The 18,471-nt window shown below is 65.9% G+C and carries 19 protein-coding genes, 1 tRNA gene and 1 pseudogene; 12 read left to right on the forward strand and 9 right to left on the reverse strand.

Going from position 1 to position 18,471, the window contains the following annotated elements; translation table 11 throughout:
• The first annotated feature begins 793 nt into the window (after window positions 1-793).
• From ABQ039_RS11870 to ABQ039_RS11885, 4 genes are read left to right on the forward strand one after another with little or no spacing between them, the layout of a single operon-like run.
• Window positions 794-982, forward strand: coding sequence for a hypothetical protein (locus ABQ039_RS11870; RefSeq protein WP_184609254.1), 189 nt, complete (start codon window positions 794-796; stop codon window positions 980-982).
• Between the two features lies 1 nt (window position 983).
• Entirely contained in the window at window positions 984-1,283 is a 300-nt protein-coding gene (locus ABQ039_RS11875) for a hypothetical protein (RefSeq protein WP_184609252.1), read from the forward strand.
• Between the two features lie 11 nt (window positions 1,284-1,294).
• Window positions 1,295-1,594, forward strand: a complete 300-nt coding sequence (locus ABQ039_RS11880) for a hypothetical protein (protein ID WP_184609250.1) — start codon at window positions 1,295-1,297, stop codon at window positions 1,592-1,594.
• Window positions 1,591-1,782 carry a hypothetical protein gene (locus tag ABQ039_RS11885; protein WP_184609248.1) on the forward strand — a complete coding sequence of 64 codons (192 nt, stop codon included), beginning with the start codon at window positions 1,591-1,593 and terminating at the stop codon, window positions 1,780-1,782. The genes ABQ039_RS11880 and ABQ039_RS11885 overlap by 4 nt, the downstream gene beginning before the upstream one ends.
• Window positions 1,783-1,814: 32 nt before the next feature.
• Here ABQ039_RS11885 and ABQ039_RS11890 read toward each other — a convergent pair whose 3' ends face one another.
• Window positions 1,815-2,564 (reverse strand): hypothetical protein, encoded by a 750-nt coding sequence (locus ABQ039_RS11890; RefSeq protein WP_184609246.1) that lies wholly within the window; start codon window positions 2,562-2,564, stop codon window positions 1,815-1,817.
• Between the two features lie 124 nt (window positions 2,565-2,688).
• On the opposite strand from ABQ039_RS11890, the gene ABQ039_RS11895 reads away from it, so the two are divergent.
• Window positions 2,689-4,818 carry a DNA cytosine methyltransferase gene (locus ABQ039_RS11895; protein WP_184609243.1) on the forward strand — a complete coding sequence of 710 codons (2,130 nt, stop codon included), beginning with the start codon at window positions 2,689-2,691 and terminating at the stop codon, window positions 4,816-4,818.
• A 137-nt stretch (window positions 4,819-4,955) separates the two neighbouring features.
• On the opposite strand, the gene ABQ039_RS11900 is transcribed toward ABQ039_RS11895, so the two are convergent.
• Window positions 4,956-5,198 (reverse strand): hypothetical protein, encoded by a 243-nt coding sequence (locus ABQ039_RS11900; RefSeq protein ID WP_184609241.1) that lies wholly within the window; start codon window positions 5,196-5,198, stop codon window positions 4,956-4,958.
• Window positions 5,199-5,373: 175 nt separating this feature from the next.
• Between ABQ039_RS11900 and ABQ039_RS11905 the strand changes: the two genes are divergently transcribed.
• Complete coding sequence (locus ABQ039_RS11905) at window positions 5,374-5,733, forward strand: hypothetical protein (RefSeq protein WP_374057864.1); 360 nt, start codon at window positions 5,374-5,376, stop codon at window positions 5,731-5,733.
• Here ABQ039_RS11905 and ABQ039_RS11910 read toward each other — a convergent pair.
• On the reverse strand, window positions 5,639-5,950 hold the full coding sequence (locus tag ABQ039_RS11910; protein WP_349778425.1) for a hypothetical protein: 312 nt from the start codon (window positions 5,948-5,950) through the stop codon (window positions 5,639-5,641). The two genes, ABQ039_RS11905 and ABQ039_RS11910, sit on opposite strands and share 95 nt — an antisense overlap.
• 9 nt (window positions 5,951-5,959) lie before the next feature.
• Here ABQ039_RS11910 and ABQ039_RS11915 point away from each other — a divergent pair.
• Window positions 5,960-6,418 (forward strand): annotated as a pseudogene (locus tag ABQ039_RS11915) (tyrosine-type recombinase/integrase); the annotation flags it as partial.
• Between the two features lie 190 nt (window positions 6,419-6,608).
• On the opposite strand, the gene ABQ039_RS11920 reads toward ABQ039_RS11915, so the two are convergent.
• Window positions 6,609-6,684, reverse strand: a tRNA-Phe gene (locus ABQ039_RS11920).
• 179 nt (window positions 6,685-6,863) lie between these two features.
• Here ABQ039_RS11920 and ABQ039_RS11925 point away from each other — a divergent pair.
• The 5 genes from ABQ039_RS11925 (at window position 6,864) to dxs (ending at window position 13,539) form a co-directional block, all read left to right on the forward strand.
• Window positions 6,864-7,400, forward strand: a complete 537-nt coding sequence (locus tag ABQ039_RS11925; RefSeq protein WP_184609239.1) for a lipocalin family protein — start codon at window positions 6,864-6,866, stop codon at window positions 7,398-7,400.
• Between the two features lie 138 nt (window positions 7,401-7,538).
• Window positions 7,539-8,015, forward strand: coding sequence for an LEA type 2 family protein (locus ABQ039_RS11930; protein ID WP_039522095.1), 477 nt, complete (start codon window positions 7,539-7,541; stop codon window positions 8,013-8,015).
• Between the two features lie 37 nt (window positions 8,016-8,052).
• Window positions 8,053-9,846 (forward strand): acyl-CoA dehydrogenase C-terminal domain-containing protein, encoded by a 1,794-nt coding sequence (locus ABQ039_RS11935; RefSeq protein ID WP_126943844.1) that lies wholly within the window; start codon window positions 8,053-8,055, stop codon window positions 9,844-9,846.
• Between the two features lie 750 nt (window positions 9,847-10,596).
• Window positions 10,597-11,253 carry an HNH endonuclease gene (locus ABQ039_RS11940; RefSeq protein WP_039815122.1) on the forward strand — a complete coding sequence of 219 codons (657 nt, stop codon included), beginning with the start codon at window positions 10,597-10,599 and terminating at the stop codon, window positions 11,251-11,253.
• 369 nt (window positions 11,254-11,622) lie between these two features.
• Window positions 11,623-13,539 carry a 1-deoxy-D-xylulose-5-phosphate synthase gene (dxs, locus tag ABQ039_RS11945; protein WP_104607984.1) on the forward strand — a complete coding sequence of 639 codons (1,917 nt, stop codon included), beginning with the start codon at window positions 11,623-11,625 and terminating at the stop codon, window positions 13,537-13,539.
• Between the two features lie 136 nt (window positions 13,540-13,675).
• Here the strand turns inward: dxs and ABQ039_RS11950 are convergent, their stop codons facing one another.
• Genes ABQ039_RS11950 through ABQ039_RS11970 form a run of 5 tightly spaced genes read right to left on the reverse strand, consistent with a single transcriptional unit; the run spans window position 13,676 to window position 18,460 of the window.
• Complete coding sequence (locus ABQ039_RS11950) at window positions 13,676-14,932, reverse strand: glycosyltransferase (protein WP_184609237.1); 1,257 nt, start codon at window positions 14,930-14,932, stop codon at window positions 13,676-13,678.
• Window positions 14,922-15,533 carry a hypothetical protein gene (locus tag ABQ039_RS11955; protein ID WP_184609235.1) on the reverse strand — a complete coding sequence of 204 codons (612 nt, stop codon included), beginning with the start codon at window positions 15,531-15,533 and terminating at the stop codon, window positions 14,922-14,924. The genes ABQ039_RS11950 and ABQ039_RS11955 overlap by 11 nt, the downstream gene beginning before the upstream one ends.
• Complete coding sequence (locus ABQ039_RS11960; RefSeq protein ID WP_184609233.1) at window positions 15,511-16,665, reverse strand: glycosyltransferase; 1,155 nt, start codon at window positions 16,663-16,665, stop codon at window positions 15,511-15,513. Before ABQ039_RS11960 ends, ABQ039_RS11955 begins: the two co-directional genes overlap by 23 nt.
• A complete protein-coding gene (locus ABQ039_RS11965; protein WP_184609231.1) occupies window positions 16,656-17,615 on the reverse strand; it encodes an NAD(P)-dependent oxidoreductase in 960 nt (319 codons plus the stop codon). The genes ABQ039_RS11960 and ABQ039_RS11965 overlap by 10 nt, the downstream gene beginning before the upstream one ends.
• Window positions 17,612-18,460, reverse strand: coding sequence for an MBL fold metallo-hydrolase (locus ABQ039_RS11970; protein ID WP_349778441.1), 849 nt, complete (start codon window positions 18,458-18,460; stop codon window positions 17,612-17,614). The genes ABQ039_RS11965 and ABQ039_RS11970 overlap by 4 nt, the downstream gene beginning before the upstream one ends.
• Window positions 18,461-18,471 lie beyond the last annotated feature (11 nt).

Genomic DNA, 18,471 nt, shown 5'->3' on the forward strand with positions numbered 1-18,471 from the left:
GGCTTGCAAGTGATGGATCCTTGGTCTCGCAGGGAAGTATGGCCGTTCTCCTGCAAAGCACCCCAATATGGATTCTGCGAACGGCGCAGCGAGCTGACGGCTTACGCCGACGTCTCGCTGCATTGCAGAGATGATGCGCTCGCGAAGCTGATCCGCCGATTTCTTTTGTTTTTCCATTAGAGCGACCACCCATCCCGTGCGAATCCGGTCACACGTGTCTGATGGAAACCTGCGGCTTCACGGGAATCCACTGGTGACTTCGGAGTGCACCGCAAATCTTGTTCAGAAGCGTTGACATCCTGATCGAATAATCCGTTCGTAGCCGGTTGATATTGTTTTTCCAGCATCACCCATTGGGACTCACTAGTCACATCAGCCTTCACTGCGGGCGCGAGCGACGCCCATATCGCATACACAGCCGTATCCAGCGGCTCGTTTCTCGCCCCTTCGGCTTGATCCAATAACCTGACTCTTTGTCGTAGAACTCCACCGTAAGCCCCTTGTAGTACGCCGGCAGCAGCGCGCCCTGATCTGGATTAATTGGATCCAGCACCTCATCACCATGGCCAGACGCTGGCGCTGATGATCTGCACCGACTGGATCTGGGCTGGCCTGTACGACGGCAAGGTCACCCCGTCGCTAGATGGCTGCGCCGTTGCGCCGCGCCTGCGTGCACGCACCACCGCCCGCCATCTGTGCATCGGCAGCGACACGTTCGCACTGGCACCACGCGTGCTGCTGCGTGCAACGCGCTGCTGCGGCAACACGGCGTGCAGGTGCGGGAGCCACGCGCATGAACCGCACTTATCAGCGCGCCCTCGCCGTTGGCTGGACAGTCGTGGCAATCACCGCGGCCATCTGTGTGCCGCTGCGCCTGGTCGAACTCCACACGGCGCATCGCAGCGCCGGCGCAACGCACGCGGTGGATAGCGAGCAATCGCCCGCCCTCCCCCACGTTCGGCTGGCGCAAGCGGAGGACTGACATGCGCCAGGAAGCCATGCCGCTGCCGCCCACCATTCCGCAGTGCCAGCCGGGCCACCGCCCGCAGCTGGTCACCACCCACGGCGCGCCGCACCGCTACCGCATCGGCGGCCCGGCGCCGACCACGTTCCACATTGAGTGCTGCCGGTGCGGCAGGGCCACCGCGCCAAGCACCAGCCGCGCGCTCACCGAGAGCCGCTGGACCGAACCTACCGGCCAGCACCGCATCCCGTTGTCCCACCTGAGCCGTGCGTGCGAGCAGCTGTTTGCCCAGCTGGCGCACGCGGCCCTCGCCGCCTGATCGAGGTCACCATGCATCTCCAACCCAAAGCACAGGCCGCGCTCAAGGCAGCCTACGGCGCCCAGGGCCGCACCCTGCGCCGCACCCGCGGCGGCTTTGCCGCCATGCCCGCACAAGTGCAAACCAGCGGCCCCGTGCAGATCCAGGCGTTCACCCGCCGCTGCATCAACTGGCTCGACGAAGCCGGCCTGGTGCAATTCGACGACCCGCAATTCCCCAACGTCATCACCCTCAACCCGCGCGGCATCGCCTACGCCGAGCAGCTGCTGCGCGACGAACCCGCTGCACGTAGCAAGGCAGGTGCGCAATGAGCGCCTTCGCCCTCTCCACCGTCCGCCACAAAGACCGCGAACGCGCCGACTTGGCCAACGACCTCAAGGCCTTCGCCAAGCGCGGCGGCAAAGTGCAGAAGCTGGGGACCACGCCCGTGCGCAGGAGCCTCTCGCGGCGCGAGGTCAATGATGCGCGTCCAATCAAGACCCGGGAGAACGTGCTTTGAGCCAACGTATCAGAGCCGTGAACCCGGCCCATTTATTGCTTATCCGCATCGCCGCCGCGCTCAGCAGCGTTCAACCGCTTAGCCTCCTCTTCAGCCTTCTGTGCGTTGAATGCGCGTATTTCTTCCACGGTAAACACCTGGATACCTGGAAGGTCCGCAAAGTAGATATGCAATTTGTCTTTTGTCTCCCCCATCAGCTTCACGACTTCCTTTACCTCCGCCAGCAGCTTCGGCCGGATACGTACCAAATCGATCCCAGCCGCAGTATCAAGGCCTTCGGAGAAGAGAGTAATGCTGGACCAGTTGGTCCTATTGTTTACGATCTCGATCGCCAAGTCGTCCGGGAAAACGTCAAGCTGATCGATAAATCGATCATGCATCTGAAAAACCTCTTTATTGAGCGGCTTTTCATAGATTTCTCTAAATTGATCTTCATTGTTCGGGTTGAGAGCACCGATCAACTTGATCAAAGCGAGAAGCTCGCGAGCGGCCTCTGTAAGCTCCCGATCAAAAATTTTCGCGAGTCGCCTAGCCTTGGACTTTCGAGATTCTTCCTGACGATTCAACTCCGCAATTTCGCGCTCGCGTGTCGAGGTCAGTTCTTGAAGCCTAATCTCGTCGGCACGGTTTCGCTCCATATTTCGATGCTTGTTTTCACTTTTAATCGCGATCATTGCCACTACGACAGCAGCAGACGTCGCAATTGCGGCCAGAGCATCCCAATCGAGTACACAAGCAGCACTCAAGGGGGCACATTGAACGACGCCGTCGAGCCAGCACATTGGAATCCCTTCTACGTTGCAGAGATGGCCATTGTGCGCTCACGGCTGGATCGCAGGACCACCCTCTCTCAAGAGAACTTCACGGCCGGGACAAACTGCAAGCTAACTCAGCCGGAACTTTTAAATGGCTGACGGCTCGCACTCCTTCAACTTCCCCGCTCCGCAGGTCTCGTGCCTGCGCCCCGGCGAAATCGTGGTCGACCTGTTCGCCGGTGGCGGCGGTGCCAGCGAGGCGCTGAAGCAGGCGCTCGGCGTCGATCCGGTCCTGGCCTACAACCACGACGAGTGGGCGATCGGCATGCACGCGGCCAACCACCCGCTGACGACCCACCACCGCGAAGATATCTGGCATGCGGACCCGCGCAAAGACGTCGCAGGCCGGCCCGTGGGCTGGTTCCATGCATCGCCAGACTGCACGCACTTCAGGCAGGCCAAGGGCGGCCAGCCGCGCAGCCGCAAGACGCGCGCCTTGTCGTGGGTAGTGCTGAAGTGGGTCGGCCAACTGCGCCGTGCCGACGAGCGCAACGACACCAATACCGCACCGCGCATCCTGTCGCTGGAGAACGTGTGGCAGATCCTCACCTGGGGTCCGCTGGTGGCCAAGCGCTGCAAGATCACCGGCCGCGTGATCACGCTCGATCTGGTGATGGACCCAGCTACCGGGCGTATGGTCAACCGCGTGGCTGCGCGCGGCGAGCAGGTGCCGGTGGCGAATCAGCAGCTGGTGCCGGACAAGCGACGCAGCGGGCGCACCTGGCGCCAGTTTGTGGACGCACTGGAATCCAAGGGTTATCGCGTGGAGTGGCGCAAGCTGACCGCCAGCGATTACGGCGCCGGCACCAGCCGCGAACGGCTCTTCCTGCTGGCGCGACGCGACGGTCAGCCGATCGTGTGGCCGGCGCCGACGCACGGCACTGCACCGGGCTTGCAGCCGCGCGTGCGCGCCGCTGACTGCCTGGACTTCGCTATTCCCTGCCCGTCGATCTTCACCCGCAAGCGTCCGCTGGCGGATGCCACCCTGCGCCGCATCGCCAAGGGCGTCATGCGCCACGTGCTGCGGTCGGCCGACCCTTTCATCGTGCCGGCCACGCACCAGGGCTCGGACCGGGTCAACGACATTCAGGCGCCGCTGCCGACGATCACCGCCGCAAACCGCGGCGAGCTGATGCTGGTCGCGCCAGAATTCGCGCCCTTTATCGCTGAGCATGCGAACAGCAGCCACACGATCGGCAGCATGCGTGCAGATGAGCCACTGCGCACGATATGCGCCGGGGTGAAGGGCGGGCACTTCTCGGCCGTGGCGCCAATCCTGGCCGGTGTGGGCGGCCGTGCCGGACAGTCAGAACCGCGATCAGGCGCCGAGCCTCTCTACACAATGACCACAAAGGCAGACACCGCGCTAGTTGCGCCGCTGCTGGTACAGACCCGCTACGGCGAGCGTCAGGGCCAGACACACCACGCCCTGGATATTCAGCAGCCCCTCGGCACGGTCGTGGCCGGCGGCGTGAAGCACGCTACGGTGGCTCCGATCATGGTGCAGGCCGGTCATGGCCAGGGGCGGCCTGGCGGTGTGCAGCGCTGGGGCGTCGGCAGCAAGGATGCCCGCACACCGGTGGGGACGGTGACTGCAAGCGGCAGCGGCGGGCACGCGGTCGCATGCGCCTTCCTTGAGCAGGCGAACAGCGGCTTCTACGAAGGCGGTGGCCGCGACGCGCGCGAGCCGATGAGCACCATCACCGCGACCGGCAGCCAACAGCAGCTCACAACCGCGCACTTGGTGACAATGCGCAAGAGCGCACACGGCCAGGATGCAGCAGATCCGCTGGGCGCGGTGTGCGCCGGCGCGGTGCATCACGGCGTGGTCGAGTGCAAGCTCAGCGCCGAGCAGCAAGCCGGCGCGCTGCAAGTCGCTGCGTTCCTGGTGAAGTACTACGGGAGCGGCATCGCCGTGGACCTACGTGAGCCGCTGGACACCGCGACCACGCGCGACCGCATGGCCCTGGTCACGGTAACGATCCACGGCACGCCGTATGTCATCGTCGATATCGGCCTGCGCATGCTCAAGCCGCACGAGCTGTTTCGGGCCCAGGGCTTCCCGGCCAGCTACCAGATCCAGCGCACCGCAGACGGCCGCGCCATCAGCACCAGCGCCTCGGTGCGAATGTGCGGAAACAGCGTCAGCCCGCCACCGCTGGTCGCCCTTGCGAAAGCCAATCTCAACATGGCGCCAGCACCGATTGTGGTGGCCGCATGACCAGTGTCCCGTCGGCTGAGCGCTCGCCATCGCGCAGCACAACATCGCAGGCAGGCCACGCCATGTCTAACGAAGTCGCCCCACGATCAAGTGCGATGCCGAAGGCAGGTACTGATCCAAACCGTGGCGCCATGTCCTTAAGAAACGGGGTCTTCCTCCGGGCCTCTCTCACCCATAGAGATAGCTTCGCGAGCAAGCTTTACGGCGGCTTCGTGCGCTTGATTTACATCATCGAATTTCGTCGCACTCCAACTCCAGACATCGTCGTTGAGTCGATAGCCCGCCTTGAAGCCCCCTTGCGCATGCACGCCAGATCTAGCTTCGTATCGCACATGGTTAAAAACGTTACTGGATTTTCTACCCATTACAGCAATCTTCATGTCAGCAGCTCAAGGTGGATTGAGGCAATTAGGTTACACCGCTGCATCTTCCGACGACTCGTAAAGAATGGCGCTGCAGCGGAGGAGGCAGATGGTTGATGCCGGAGCCACCGAGGTGATGACGCTCCCGCAGGCCGCTGATTATCTGAAGCTCCACCCAGTCACCCTGCGCGGAATGATGAAGACCCGCAAGCATCCACCCGGCCGCAAACTCGGCGGCCGATGGAGATTCCACAAGGCGGCACTCGACGCCTACCTATCCGGTGAACCATGGCAAGAAGCCCTACACCCTCGTCCCACGCGGCAAGAAAAACACCTGGTACGTCCGCTACACCGACCCAAGCGGACAGCGCGTATTTCGAAGCACTGGGACTGCCGACCGGACGCTTGCAACCGAGTGGGCGTCAAAGCTCCACGCCGAAACGTACCGAACGAGCCGCCTAGGCGAGAAACCACAGCGCCGATGGGTCGAAGCAGTGCCGCGCTGGCTGGCCGACAAACAGGCCAAGCGCAGCCTCGGCAAAGACCTGCATAACCTGCGCTGGCTGGATGCACATCTGCGTGAGAAAACGCTGGGCGAGATCGACTCGGATCTCCTTGCGGAGCTGCTGGTCCTCCGCATGGCCGAGCCGCGCGTGAAGCGCGCTGGCCGTAAGGACGAACGCACGACCTCCCGTTGCACCGCTGAGAAGATGCTTGCATTGATCCGCTCGATCCTGCGCGCGGCGCACAGCTGGGGGTGGCTGGATCATGTCCCTGCGATGCGCCTGCAAGAAAACGGCAAGGCAAAAGAGGACTACCGCTGGCTCACCGTGCGGGAGGCTGAGAGGCTGCACGACGAGTTAGCCGAGCACCTGCGTGCGCCCTACCTCTTTGCGCTGGCCACCGGCTGGCGCGAGCAGAATGTGCTGCGCCTGGAGTGGAGCCGGATCGATCTGCGCCGCAAGGTGGCATGGGTGGCCGGCATCCAGGTCAAGGCGAAGCGCGCGATCGGCTCACCGCTCAACGACCAGGCCATGGCCGTGCTGGCCACACAGAAGGGCAAGCACCCGTGCTGGGTGTTTCCGAACGACGAGGGCGAGCCGTACGACCGTGGCAATAACCACGGCTTCAAGGCAGCCCAGCGGCGCGCACGCATCGCGCCACTGCGTTGGCACGATCTGCGGCACACCTGGGCGAGCTGGCACGTCATGGCCGGCACGTCGCTGCGCTCACTCATGGAGCTGGGTGGCTGGCGCTCGTACCAATCCGTCTTGCGCTACGCTCACTTGTCGCCGGAACACCTGGCGATCGACGCAGCACGTCTACCGACTTCGGCAACTGGTGCAAAATCGGATCAAATCACCTGGAAGGCTGTTGGATCAGCAGCGGTTAGAAGGGGCGAAGTGCCCGCGCTGCAACGCTTAGAAATGGTGGCCGAGGACGGAATCGAACCGCCGACACGGGGATTTTCAATCCCCTGCTCTACCAACTGAGCTACTCGGCCACTATCGCAACATGCTGCCTGCGTTGCGAGGACGCGCATCATAGCGAGCAGGCGCAGTTTGAGCAAGCGTTGCGATGAACTTTGTTGCGGCCTGACGTCAGGGCCTGCATTTCTTGCGCCGGTTCACGCCGCGCGGCGGGGGCGATGGCCTAGCCTGCGCGCGCCAACCGGAGATCGTCATGCGCCTGCCTCGCCTGCTGTTGTCGTTCCTCCTCCTGCTGCCGCTTGCTGCGTCTGCGCAGCAACCGGTGCGTGCGGTGACGCAGCTGGACCTCTCGCGCTATGCCGGGCAATGGCATGAAATCGCGCACCTGCCGGTGTCGTTCCAGAAGAAGTGCCGCAGCGACATCACCGCCAGCTACACCTTGCGCGACGACGGACTGATCGGCGTGCGCAATGGCTGCCGTACCGCCAATGGCACCATGGCGCAGGCCGAGGGAGTGGCGAAACCGGTCGCCGGCCACGCCGGGCAGTTGCAGGTGCGCTTTGCGCCGGAGTGGCTGAGCTGGTTGCCGCTGGTGTGGGCCGACTATTGGGTGATCGCCCTCGACCCTGACTATCAGTGGGCGATGGTCGGCGAGCCGGATCGCAAATACCTGTGGATCCTGTCGCGCTCGCCACAGATGCCGCGCGCGCAGTTCGAGCAACTCAAGCGTCAGGCCACGCAGATGGGCTACGACCTGTCGCCGCTGATCGTGGCTGCGCCCTTGCGTTGACGCCAGCAGCCTGAACGCAGGCCGTGCCGCGTGATGTGCCGCAACGCCTGCATACGGACACGCCGCAAGGCAGCAAGGCAGCGTCCGTACTGCGTAGTATTCTTGGCGCCGCCTTACACCCGCCAAGGACCTCAGTACATGCGTCGTGCCTACCGTCTCCTGATCGTGTCGCTGGCCTGCGGCCTGCTGCTGAGCGCCTGCGGCGGTGCGGTCCGCCGCGTGTCCGAGCCGGCCGCCAGCATCCAGCAATTGACCGTGCGTGCCGACGGCTCCTGGTCGGTCGATCTGCGGCTGCAGAACTACAGCAGCATCCCGATGCAGTTCGAGCGCGTGGCGCTGGAGATTTCCGCCGGCGATCAGCTGGCCGGCAAGCTCGACCAGAGCGTCGGTATCTCGATCGGCCCGGAAACTGCCGACGTGGTGACCGTCAGCGTGCAGCCGACCTCGCTGGGCCGACTCACCGTGGCCGATGTGCTCGCCGGCGGCCGCTCGCTGCCTTACTCGCTCAAGGGCACGGTGTGGGCGACGCCGCAGGACAAGAAGCAGCGCGATTTCAGCGTCGAGTCGCGCAACACGCTCAGCCCGGCCCCCGGCCTCAACGGCGTGCTGCGCTGACGCGCACGCCTTCCCGCACTCGTTTGAAGGATTCCGCATGAGCAGCTACACCGCCCCGCTGACCGATTTCCGCTTCGCCCTGCACGACGTGCTCGGCGCGCAGGCCCTGTTCGCCCGGCTCGGCTATTCCGACGCCAGCACCGACATCATCGACGCCGTGCTCGAGGAAGCCGGCCGCTTCACCGCGCAGGTGCTGGCGCCGCTCAACAGCATCGGCGACGAAATCGGCTGTGCCTTCGACAAGAGCACCCACGCGGTGACCACCCCGCCCGGCTTCCGTGCGGCCTACGACCAGTTCGTGGAAGGCGGCTGGAACGGGCTCACCGCCGAGACGCAGTTCGGTGGCCAGGGCATGCCGCACACGCTGGGCGTACCGTTGAGCGAAATGATCAACGCCGCCAACCTGGCCTGGGGCAACTTCCCGCTGCTGTCGCACGGCGCGATGGAAGCGCTGCGCCAGCACGGCGAAACCTGGCAGCAGGATGTCTTCCTCAAGCCACTGATCGACGGCCGCTGGACCGGCACCATGTGCCTGACCGAGCCACATTGCGGCACCGACCTGGGCCTGCTCAAGACCCGCGCCGAGCCCAACGCCGACGGCAGCTATGCCATCACCGGCACCAAGATCTTCATCACCGCCGGCGAGCACGACCTCACCGACAACATCGTGCATCTGGTGCTGGCCAAGTTGCCGGACGCACCGGCCGGCGCCAAGGGCATCTCGCTGTTCGTCACCCCCAAGTTCAAGGTGGACCGCGACGGCAACGTGGGCGAACGTAATGCGCTGCACTGCGGCTCGATCGAGCACAAGATGGGCATCAAGGGCTCGGTGACCTGCGTGATGAACTTCGAAGGCGCGCAAGGCTATCTGGTCGGCCAGCCGCACAAGGGCCTGCAGGCCATGTTTACGATGATGAATACCGCGCGCCTGAGTGTGGGTCTGCAGGGCATCGGCCTGTCCGAGCGTGCGTATCAGAACGCGCTGCGCTACACCCGCGAGCGCCTGCAGTCGCGCGCGCTCAGCGGTGCCAAATTCCCCGACAAGCCGGCCGACCCGATCATCGTGCACCCGGACGTGCGCCGCATGCTGCTGACCATCAAGTCGCTGACCGAAGGCAGCCGCCTGCTGGCGCTGCACGCGGCCAGCCTGGTCGATGTGGCCCACCGCGGCACCTCCGAGCAGGAACGCGCCGATGCCGAGACCCTGGTGAGCTTCCTCACCCCAATCTCCAAGGCCTGCCAGACCGAGTGGTCGATCGAGAACACCTACCACGCGCTGCAGTGCTTCGGCGGCCACGGCTATATCCGCGAATACGGTATGGAGCAGCTGGCCCGCGACGCGCGCATCACCACCATCTACGAAGGCACCACCGGCATCCAGGCGCTGGATCTGATCGGCCGCAAGACCGCTGCCAGCCAGGCGGCGGGACTCAAGCTGTTCCTGGCCGATGTGGAAACCTTCGCCAATGCGCAGGAAGGCAATGCCGCGCTGGCCGAGTTCATCAAGCCGCTGCGCGACAAGTGCAGCGAGTGGGCGATGCTGACCCGCGACGTGCTCGATCGCGCCGCCCGCAACCCGGACGAACTCGGCGCCGCCAGCTACGACTACCTGTTCTATTCCGGCTACGTGGTGCTGGCGTACTGGTGGGCGCGCAGCGTGGCCGCTGCCGATGCGTCCGCGCACAGCGAGGAGTTCAAGCGCGCCAAGCGCGAAACCGCCCGCTTCTACTTCGCACGCGTGTTGCCGCGCACGCTCACCCATGCCGCCACCATCCGCAGCGGCGCAGCGCCGTTGATGACGCTGGAAGCGGAATTGTTCGGCGAAGCCTGAGCAAGCGTCATCGTCGCGGTGGGCTGCCGCGGTCGTAGCAGCGGACCTGGCCGCGACGAGGTGGTGCCGCTCGGCAAGACGTCGCGCCCGGGTGCGCGCCTACGGCAACACCGCAGAATTCCGCCGCCGTCGTAGGAGCGGACCTGGCCGCGACGAGGCAGTACCGATCGGCAAGACCTCGCGCCCGGGTGCGCGCCTACGGCAACACCGCAGGATTCCGCCGCGGTCGTAGGAGCGGACCTGGCCGCGACGAGGCAGTACCGATCGGCAAGACCTCGCGCCCGGGTGCGCGCCTACGGCAACACCGCAGGATTTCCGCCGCCGTCGTAGGAGCGGACCTGGCCGCGACGAGGCACTACCGATCGGCAAGACGTCGCGCCCGGGTGCGCGCCTACGGCAACATCCCAGGATTCCGCCGCCGTCGTAGGAGCGGACCTGGCCGCGACGAGGCGGCACCGCTCGGCAAGACGTCGCGCCCGGGTGCGCGCCTACGGCAACATTCCAGGATTTCCGCCGCGGTCGTAGGAGCGGACCTGGCCGCGACGAGGCACTACCGATCGGCGAGACGTCGCGCCCAGGTGCGCTCCTACACGGCTAAGCAAGGCCTGCAAGGCGTCAGAAGATGGTTGCGCAGCGCGGCGGCCGGGGCGGCTGCGCGGAGACGTGCCGACCGATGATTGCAAGACGCGCACCAAAGCAATTCGCTGCGATACACAAACTGTCAACGATCGGGTATAAGCTGTTTTCCCGATGGAGACAGACACGCACGCAGGTGATGTGATCTTCCCCGGAGGCTCTTCTGCTCCGGTCGCGGGCAGCGCTGTCGCTGCAATCCAGCAACTTCCCACCTTGCGCCTGCTGTCGCTCGATGCGCATGGCCGCGTGCTGGACTGGATCAATTGGCAGGACGCCGCCTGTCTTTACGCACGCGATGCGGTGTCCTGGACGCTGGGCGAGCCCTGCATGCAGATCCATGGCGGCATCTCGCGCCTGACAGGCGAGCGCAGCGTGCTGGAACTGCATCCCATCATCGCCGCACGCGGGCACGCGCGTTCGCGTGCGCTGGACCCGACGCCGACGCTCAGCAACACCGCCCTGTTCGCGCGCGACGCGCAGCTGTGCATGTATTGCGGCCAGCATTTCAGTCGCCCGCAGCTGACCCGCGATCACGTCATGCCGGTCTCCAAGGGCGGCCGCGACAGCTGGGAAAACGTGGTCACCGCCTGCTTCCAGTGCAACTCGCGCAAGGCCAACCGGACGCCACAGCAGGCGCATATGCCGTTGCTGGCCGTGCCGTACCGGCCGAGCTGGATCGAACATCTGATCCTGTCCAACCGCAACATCCTCTCCGACCAGATGGCGTTCCTGCGCGCGCAGTTGCCCAAGCGCTCGAAACTGTCGCTGTAGTCCGCCATGCCGGCTCGGCGCGATGTTGCGAGCGCCAAACACGACCGTTGGCAATGGCCGATCGAGAGAGAGGCATCGTCGACGGTGTCGAGCGTATCGGCTCACGACGGCGCATTGCCCCGCATGGCCTCCTACCCGTTCTCCCCTGTGCGCCGGCTTCACCCGCGAGCCATACGACGGCCAGGCAACCCTGACCTATCCCCAGGCCACTGACCCAGGTGCGGCAGATTGCCGCAGCCCTGGAAACCCGGCGCGCCCGCCTGCGCTGCCAGCGCGCTCGGCCATCACTTCCCGCTGACAGCTGAACCGGTTTGCTTGCCGGGCCTTCGCATGGGGAGGACAATACGGCTTCAGAACATTGACACGATGATGATCGACTCCACCCGCTATCCGCGCCTGTCCCGCATCCAGACCCCCGACGATCTGCGCACTTTCGACGAGGCCGATCTGACCGCGATCGCCGAAGAGCTGCGCGCCTACCTCATCGAATCGGTGGGCAAGAGCGGCGGGCATTTCGCGGCCGGGCTGGGCGTGATCGAGCTCACCGTCGCCCTGCACTACCTGTATCAGACCCCGGTCGATCAGCTGGTGTGGGATGTGGGCCATCAGACCTATCCGCACAAGATCCTCACCGGCCGCCGCGACCAGATCCACACGGTCAAGCAAAAGGACGGCGTGGCGCCGTTCCCCAAGCGCGAAGAGAGCGTCTACGACACCTTCGGCGTCGGGCATTCCTCGACTTCGATCTCGGCCGCGCTGGGCATGGCGATCGCCGCGCAGCGCAACGGCGACGAGCGCAAGGTGGTGGCGGTGATCGGCGACGGCGCGATGACCGCCGGCATGGTCTACGAGGCGCTCAACCACGCCGGCGGCATGGACCCGGAGCCGAACCTGCTGGTGATCCTCAACGACAACCGCATGTCGATCTCCGAAGCGGTCGGCGGGCTGACCAAGATGCTGGGGCGTGCCAGCGGCAGCCGCACCCTCAACGCCATCCGCGAGGGCGGCAAGAAGATCCTCGGCGACAAGAAGAACAATCCCACCGCGCGCTTCGTGCGGCGCTGGGAAGAACACTGGAAGGGCATGTTCGTGCCGTCCACGCTGTTCGAGGAAATGGGCTTCCACTACACCGGCCCGATCGACGGCCACGACCTGCCCGGCCTGGTCGGCGCACTGAAGACCCTGAAGACGCTCAAGGGCCCGCAGCTGCTGCACGTGATCACCACCAAGGGCAAGGGCTACGAACTGGCAGAAGGCGACCAGATCGGATACCACGCGGTGGGCCCGTTCGATCCGAGCAAGGGCCTGGTCGCCAAGGCCGGCGCCAAGAAGCCGACCTATACCGATGTCTTCAGCGACTGGGTCTGCGACATGGCCGCGGCCGAACCCAGGTTGCTGGTGATCACCCCGGCGATGCGCGAGGGCTCGGGCCTGGTGCGTTTCAGCAAGGAATATCCGCAGCGCTATTTCGACGTGGCGATCGCCGAGCAACACGCGGTGACGCTGGCCGCCGGCATGGCGACCCAGGGCGCCAAACCGGTGGTGGCGATCTACTCCACCTTCCTGCAGCGCGGCTACGACCAGCTGGTGCACGACGTGGCGGTGCAGAAGCTCGACGTGCTGTTCGCGATCGACCGCGGCGGCGTGGTCGGCCCGGATGGCGCCACCCATGCCGGCAACCTGGACCTGAGCTTCCTGCGCTGCGTCCCGCACATGGTGGTGATGGCGCCGGCCGATGAGGCCGAGTGCCGTCAGATGCTCACCACCGGCGTGCGTTACGAAGGCCCGGCGGCAGTGCGTTACCCGCGTGGCACCGGCCCGGGCAGCGCACTCGATGCATCGCTCACCAGCCTGCCGATCGGCAAGGCGCAGCTGCGTCACAGCGGCACACGCATCGCCCTGCTGGGTTTCGGCGCCAGCGTCGATGCCGCAGAAGCGGTCGGCCGCGAACTCGGCCTGACCGTGGTCAACATGCGCTTCGTCAAACCGCTCGATAAAGCCATGCTGCTGGAGCTGGCCAAGAGCCACGAAGGCTTCGTCACCATCGAAGACAACGTCGTTGCCGGCGGCGCCGGCTCGGGCGTGGCCGAGCTGCTCAACGCCGAAGCGGTCACCATGCCGATGCTGCACCTGGGCCTGCCGGACAGCTTCCAGCATCACGCCAGCCGCGAAGACCTGCTGGCCGAAGCCGGCATCGACCAGGCCGGCATCCGCGCCGCCGTGCTCAAGCGCTGGCCGCAGCTGATGGCAGGCAAGCCGCCCGCGTTGAATGCCGCTGCAGGCTGAGGCCTGCGCGGGTCACACACGGCGGCAGTTGCGGCAGGCGGTTACAGAACCGCCTGCCTGTGCCGGCAATGACGGATGCCGCGTGCTGACGCCGATGTAATGACCCGCAACACGAGCGATCCCGCGCGATGACGCATCACACCTGCGGCACCGCCCCGGTGCGTGCAAACGCCTCCACCAGCCGCACGATGCGCGCCTGCGCATCGATGTCGTGCAGCTCCGTCTGCAATCTGCGCACGCCCGCCGGCAGCTCGGTGGCGGCAAGTGCCGCGCGCAACAGCGCAGGCAGGCCGTCCAGCTCGCGCAGCCACCACGACGCACCTGCGCTGTGCAGGCGCGCGGCATGGTCGAACTGATCGTAATCCAGCGGGTAGACGATCGACGGCAAGCCCGCGGCCAGGCAGGCATACAGGATGCCGGCACCGCCATGGTGGACGACCAGGTCGTAGCGATGCAGCTGCTGTGCGTAGTCCACGTATGGCAGGCGCTGGTAGTTGCCGTGCGTCTGCGCTGGCGGCGCGGCGGTATCGCCATCGCTGAAGTGGAAGATCACCTGCGGAAACTGCACTGCGACGGCACGCAGCACCTGGTCCATCCGCTGCTTGACCCATTGCAGATGCGTGCCCAGCGTCACCAGCACATGCCGACGACCGGGGACGAACTGCGGCGGCGCAACCGCCGCGGGCGGCGTGCACAGCTGCGGCCCGACGAAGCGCACCGCCGCCGGCCAGCGCCGTGCCAACTCGAACGACGGCAGCCCCAGGGCCAGGATGCAGTGCGGCGAATACACCGCCTCGCTGCGATCGCTGCGATAGATCGCCGGCAATCCGGACGCGCGCATCTGACGGCGGTAACACAGGTGCAGGCTCCGCTTGAAGCCGCGCGTCAGCCGCCGCGCCATCGCCTGCCAGATCCGCTGCGCTGCCGTGGATGGCGGAAGCAGGCCGCCGAAATACGCCGGAGGCCCGTCGCCGGTTTCGATCACGCATGGCGACGGCATGCTGGTCCACCAGGCGATGCCCATCGCCTGCGCTGCCAGCCCCGCGCTGGGCAGGGTGAAATCGGCGATCACCAGATCCGGCCTCCGCTCGCGCCAGCGCTGCCGTACCGCATCGCCCACGCGCGCCATCAGGCCAAGCGCGCTGTGCAACTGTCGGCGCAGCCGCAAGGGATTGTGGCCTACCGCATGCGGTGGATTGGCGATATCGAGCAGGTGCCGATCGGCTTGCGCATCCAGCACGCTGACCGCGCTCAGTCCGCATGCACGGATGCGCGCCAGTGCCGCCGGCGTGCTGATGACCTGGACATCGTGGTGTGGCGCCAGCTGCCGGGCGATCGCCAGGATCGGATGCAGATGCCCGCTATACGGCGGCGCGATCAGATCAATGCGCATGTTCCCTCCCCTGCACTGCCTGCTCGACCTGGGCGATGAAGGCCTGGCACTCGGCCAGCACTGCCGCATCGCACAGATAATGCAGATGCCCGCAGGCAGGCGTCAGATCTGGCGCACCGGCGAACAGCGCGCGCGAGATCCAGTCGCCGCTGCCCTGGACCACGCGCAACTGCCCGAACGCGGCAGGCGCATTGCACACCGGGCCATAGGCGAACACCGCAAGACGCGTGCGCAGCGCCTGCGGCAGCCGTAAGGCTGTCAGCAGCTGCAGGCCACAACTGCCGGCCAGCAGCACCGTCGTCGGCGCCTGCTCCAGCAGCGCCACCACGCGCATGCGATCCGCATCGGCAACGCGTGCGGCGCGCGCGGCCAGATACTGGCGCGCGTTGGACACGCTGGCACGCCACAGCGGCATGTGCCGGTGAGTTGGACTAGCGGAGCGATACGGATAATTGCAGTCGATCAGCCGCCGGCCCGGGCCTTGCAGCTGCTGCAGAAAATGCCGTTGCTGCATGCTCAATGCGCAACTCTCCGGATCGCTTTGCCCGGTGAGGAAGGCGATCTGCAGGCTGGCGCTGTCAGTCCGCACGAAAATGCCCATCCGGCAACACGCGATAACGCCGGGTGCGCCAGCGGATCGTGCGCACCAGCGCCGCATGCAGCAGATGCAGCGGCTGCAGGCACTCCGCAACGACCGACAGCAATGGACGGTGGCGAACCGCGCCGCTCACCCGCCATTGCACCAGGCACAGCAGCAGCGCACGCAGCAGCACGGTGCCCAGCACCCAGGCCAGCGCCGGCCAGCTCGCCTGCGCGCAGGCACAGACCAGCAAGGCCAGCAGCAGCAACGGCGGCAGCCCCTGCAGCACGCCGATCGCCGAACACACGCCGACGGTCTGCCGACGCAGCAGGATCAACGCGAACAGCATCCATCGATGCATCTGGCGTGCGTAGCTGGCCAGATCCGGCATCGCGGTGCGCATCGCCACCGGCGCAACGGATTGGCGGAGTCGCCCGCCGCGCTCACGCACCAAGGTGGCAACGGCCAGATCGTCGGTGAGCTGCTGCAGTAGCGCAGCAAACCCGCCCCAGGCACGCAGCTGCTCGGTACGCGCGGCATAGCACATGCCGTTGATGGTCAGCGGCGCGGCGAACGGCAGCCAGCCCAGATAGGTCAGTGCCGCATTGTTGTTGACGAATTGCGACAACAGCCGGCCTGGCAGCGTGGCGCTGTCCTGGTAGTACGGCAACGCGGTGACCATATCGGCGTCGGTCAGATCCTGCAGCAGGCGCGCGAGCGCGCTGGCGCTCAGCTGTGCATCGTCGTCGAGGACCAGGCTGATCGGCGCGCGCACATGCGCCAGCGCGTGCTCGAGCTTCCAGGCCTTGGGGTTGATGCCGGCTGGCGCGGCCGGCACCCGCATGCGCTGGATGCGTGCATGCGGGTGCAGTGCGACCAAGGCATCGGCAACGCTGTTTCCCGGGACATCGTCTGCATCCAGCAACCAGACAAACTGCGCATCCGGCAGCGCTTGCAGGTTGGCCGCAAGCACCTGCTGCAAATGCGCATCGCCCCCCAGCACCGGCTGCAGGATCGCCACCTCGGCCTGGGTTGCGCTGGCGCCCCCCGCTGGCAGTGCGCGTGCACCACGCAGCACCCACAGCACTGCAGCCGTCTTGACCATCAGCACCGCCAGGTAGGCAGCTGCCACTATCGGAACGACTACGCCCACTGCGCCGCCTGCCAACGCACGAATGCCTCGATGCCTTGTTCCAGACTGACGCTGGGCGGCCCGAGATCGGCAAGCGTGCGGCGTGGGTCGAAGGTCTTGGAATAGGCGAACGCACCCACGCCGAAGCGCGTGATCGGCGGCTCGCCGCGCAGGCGCAGCACGCGATACGCCGCTTCCACCACGCTGGCCATGCGCAGTGCGGTGGCGATGCGCACCTCGCGTCGCGGCAGCGGCAGCTGCAGGCGCGTGAGCAGGTCCAACAGCAACTGCTGCAGATCCACCGGCTGCGCATTGGTGAGGTTGTAGGACGGCTGCAACTGCGGCGCGGTCGCAGCGCGATAGAGGTAATCGCACAGCGTATCGATGTAGATCAGGTCGCCGATCACCGGCTGCGTCTGGCCGACGAAGCGTGGCAGCGCACCCTTGCGCGCAGCGGCGATCACGCGCGGGAACAGCACCGTGTCTCCCGGCCCGAACACCGCACGCGGGCGGAGCACGGATTTGTCGCCCGGATACTGCTCCAGCAGCGTTTCGCCAAGGTATTTGGTCTGCGCGTAGGTGTTGACGAACGCCGGCCCGATCGGGCTGTCCTCGCTGAGGTCGTATTGATGCTCCTCGCGATAGAACACCGAACTGGACGACACATACAGCAGACGCGGGCAGCCATGGCGCTTGCAGAAGTCGATGACGTTGGCAGTGGCCTGGACGTTGTGCAACTGGAACTGCGCGCGCGTGCCCCACGGCGAGGCCAATGCCGCAGCGTGGATCACCACATCCGGCTGCCACTGCAACGAGAACGGCTGGCTCAGATCGATACGATGGTAGTTGGGCAGCTCGCTGGCGCGGCGCCCGATGCCGTGGATCTCCACACCCGGCCGCCCCTGGAAACGTCGCAGGAAGGAACCACCGACAAAGCCGGATGCCCCGGTCACGAGAATACGCAGGCTCATCGCCACTCCGGTTGATAACGGTCAAGGCTGGGTTGGCAGTGCGACGGCAGGATGGCCAACTCCGGGTGTGCATGCGACAGCGCGTGCAGCTGCTGCACGGTGCGCCGGAACGCGCGCCAATCATGCATCAACAAACGTGTGGGCCAGGCAGGCCACTGCAGTGCAGACCAGGTCGCCGACGACCACACCGCGTCGGCGCACAGCAACACCTCGCGGTCGTGTTGATCGCGCAACCACAGGCCCATCTGCCCGGGCACGTGCCCGGGCAACGGCACGGCCAGCACGCTGCCGTCCTCGAACAGATCGTAGGCCCCGCCCAGACCTTGCCAGGCGCCGGTCAACGCACGCAACGGCGCCTGCTCGGCAAACTGCAGGCGCCGATCGAAATCCTCGGGGAGCAGCTGCGGCAACAAGGCACGCCGCAGGCCGCCGATGCGCGAACAACCGCGCAGCTGTTGATAGTCGGCGCGCAGGCACAGGAAGCGCGCGTTGGGGAGATCGCGCAGACCGCCGACATGGTCGGCATGGAAGTGCGAAATCAGGCACCAGGCGATCTCCTCCAGCTGCACGCCACGGCGTGCCAGCTGTGCGCCCAGCGTTTCGTGCGCGGGCAGGTGCACCGGCGTGGTCCAGCGATACAGGCGCTCGGGCCAGGGATCGGTCGCGCGGAAAAAATGCTCCGCATACCCGGTGTCGTACAACAGCGCGCCGCGCTGCGGATGCCGGATCAGCACGCTCAACGCGGGAAATTCCACCGCATGCCAGTGGCCGTCCGCACGCACCATGCGCTCGCAATGGCGGCAATGGCCGATGCGCAGCAACTCGAGCGACACGCGCGGCGGCATCAGGGCGCGAC

It is taken from the genome of Xanthomonas sp. WHRI 6108, from assembly GCF_040202385.2.
In the GTDB taxonomy this organism is placed as follows: Bacteria; Pseudomonadota; Gammaproteobacteria; order Xanthomonadales; family Xanthomonadaceae; genus Xanthomonas; species Xanthomonas arboricola.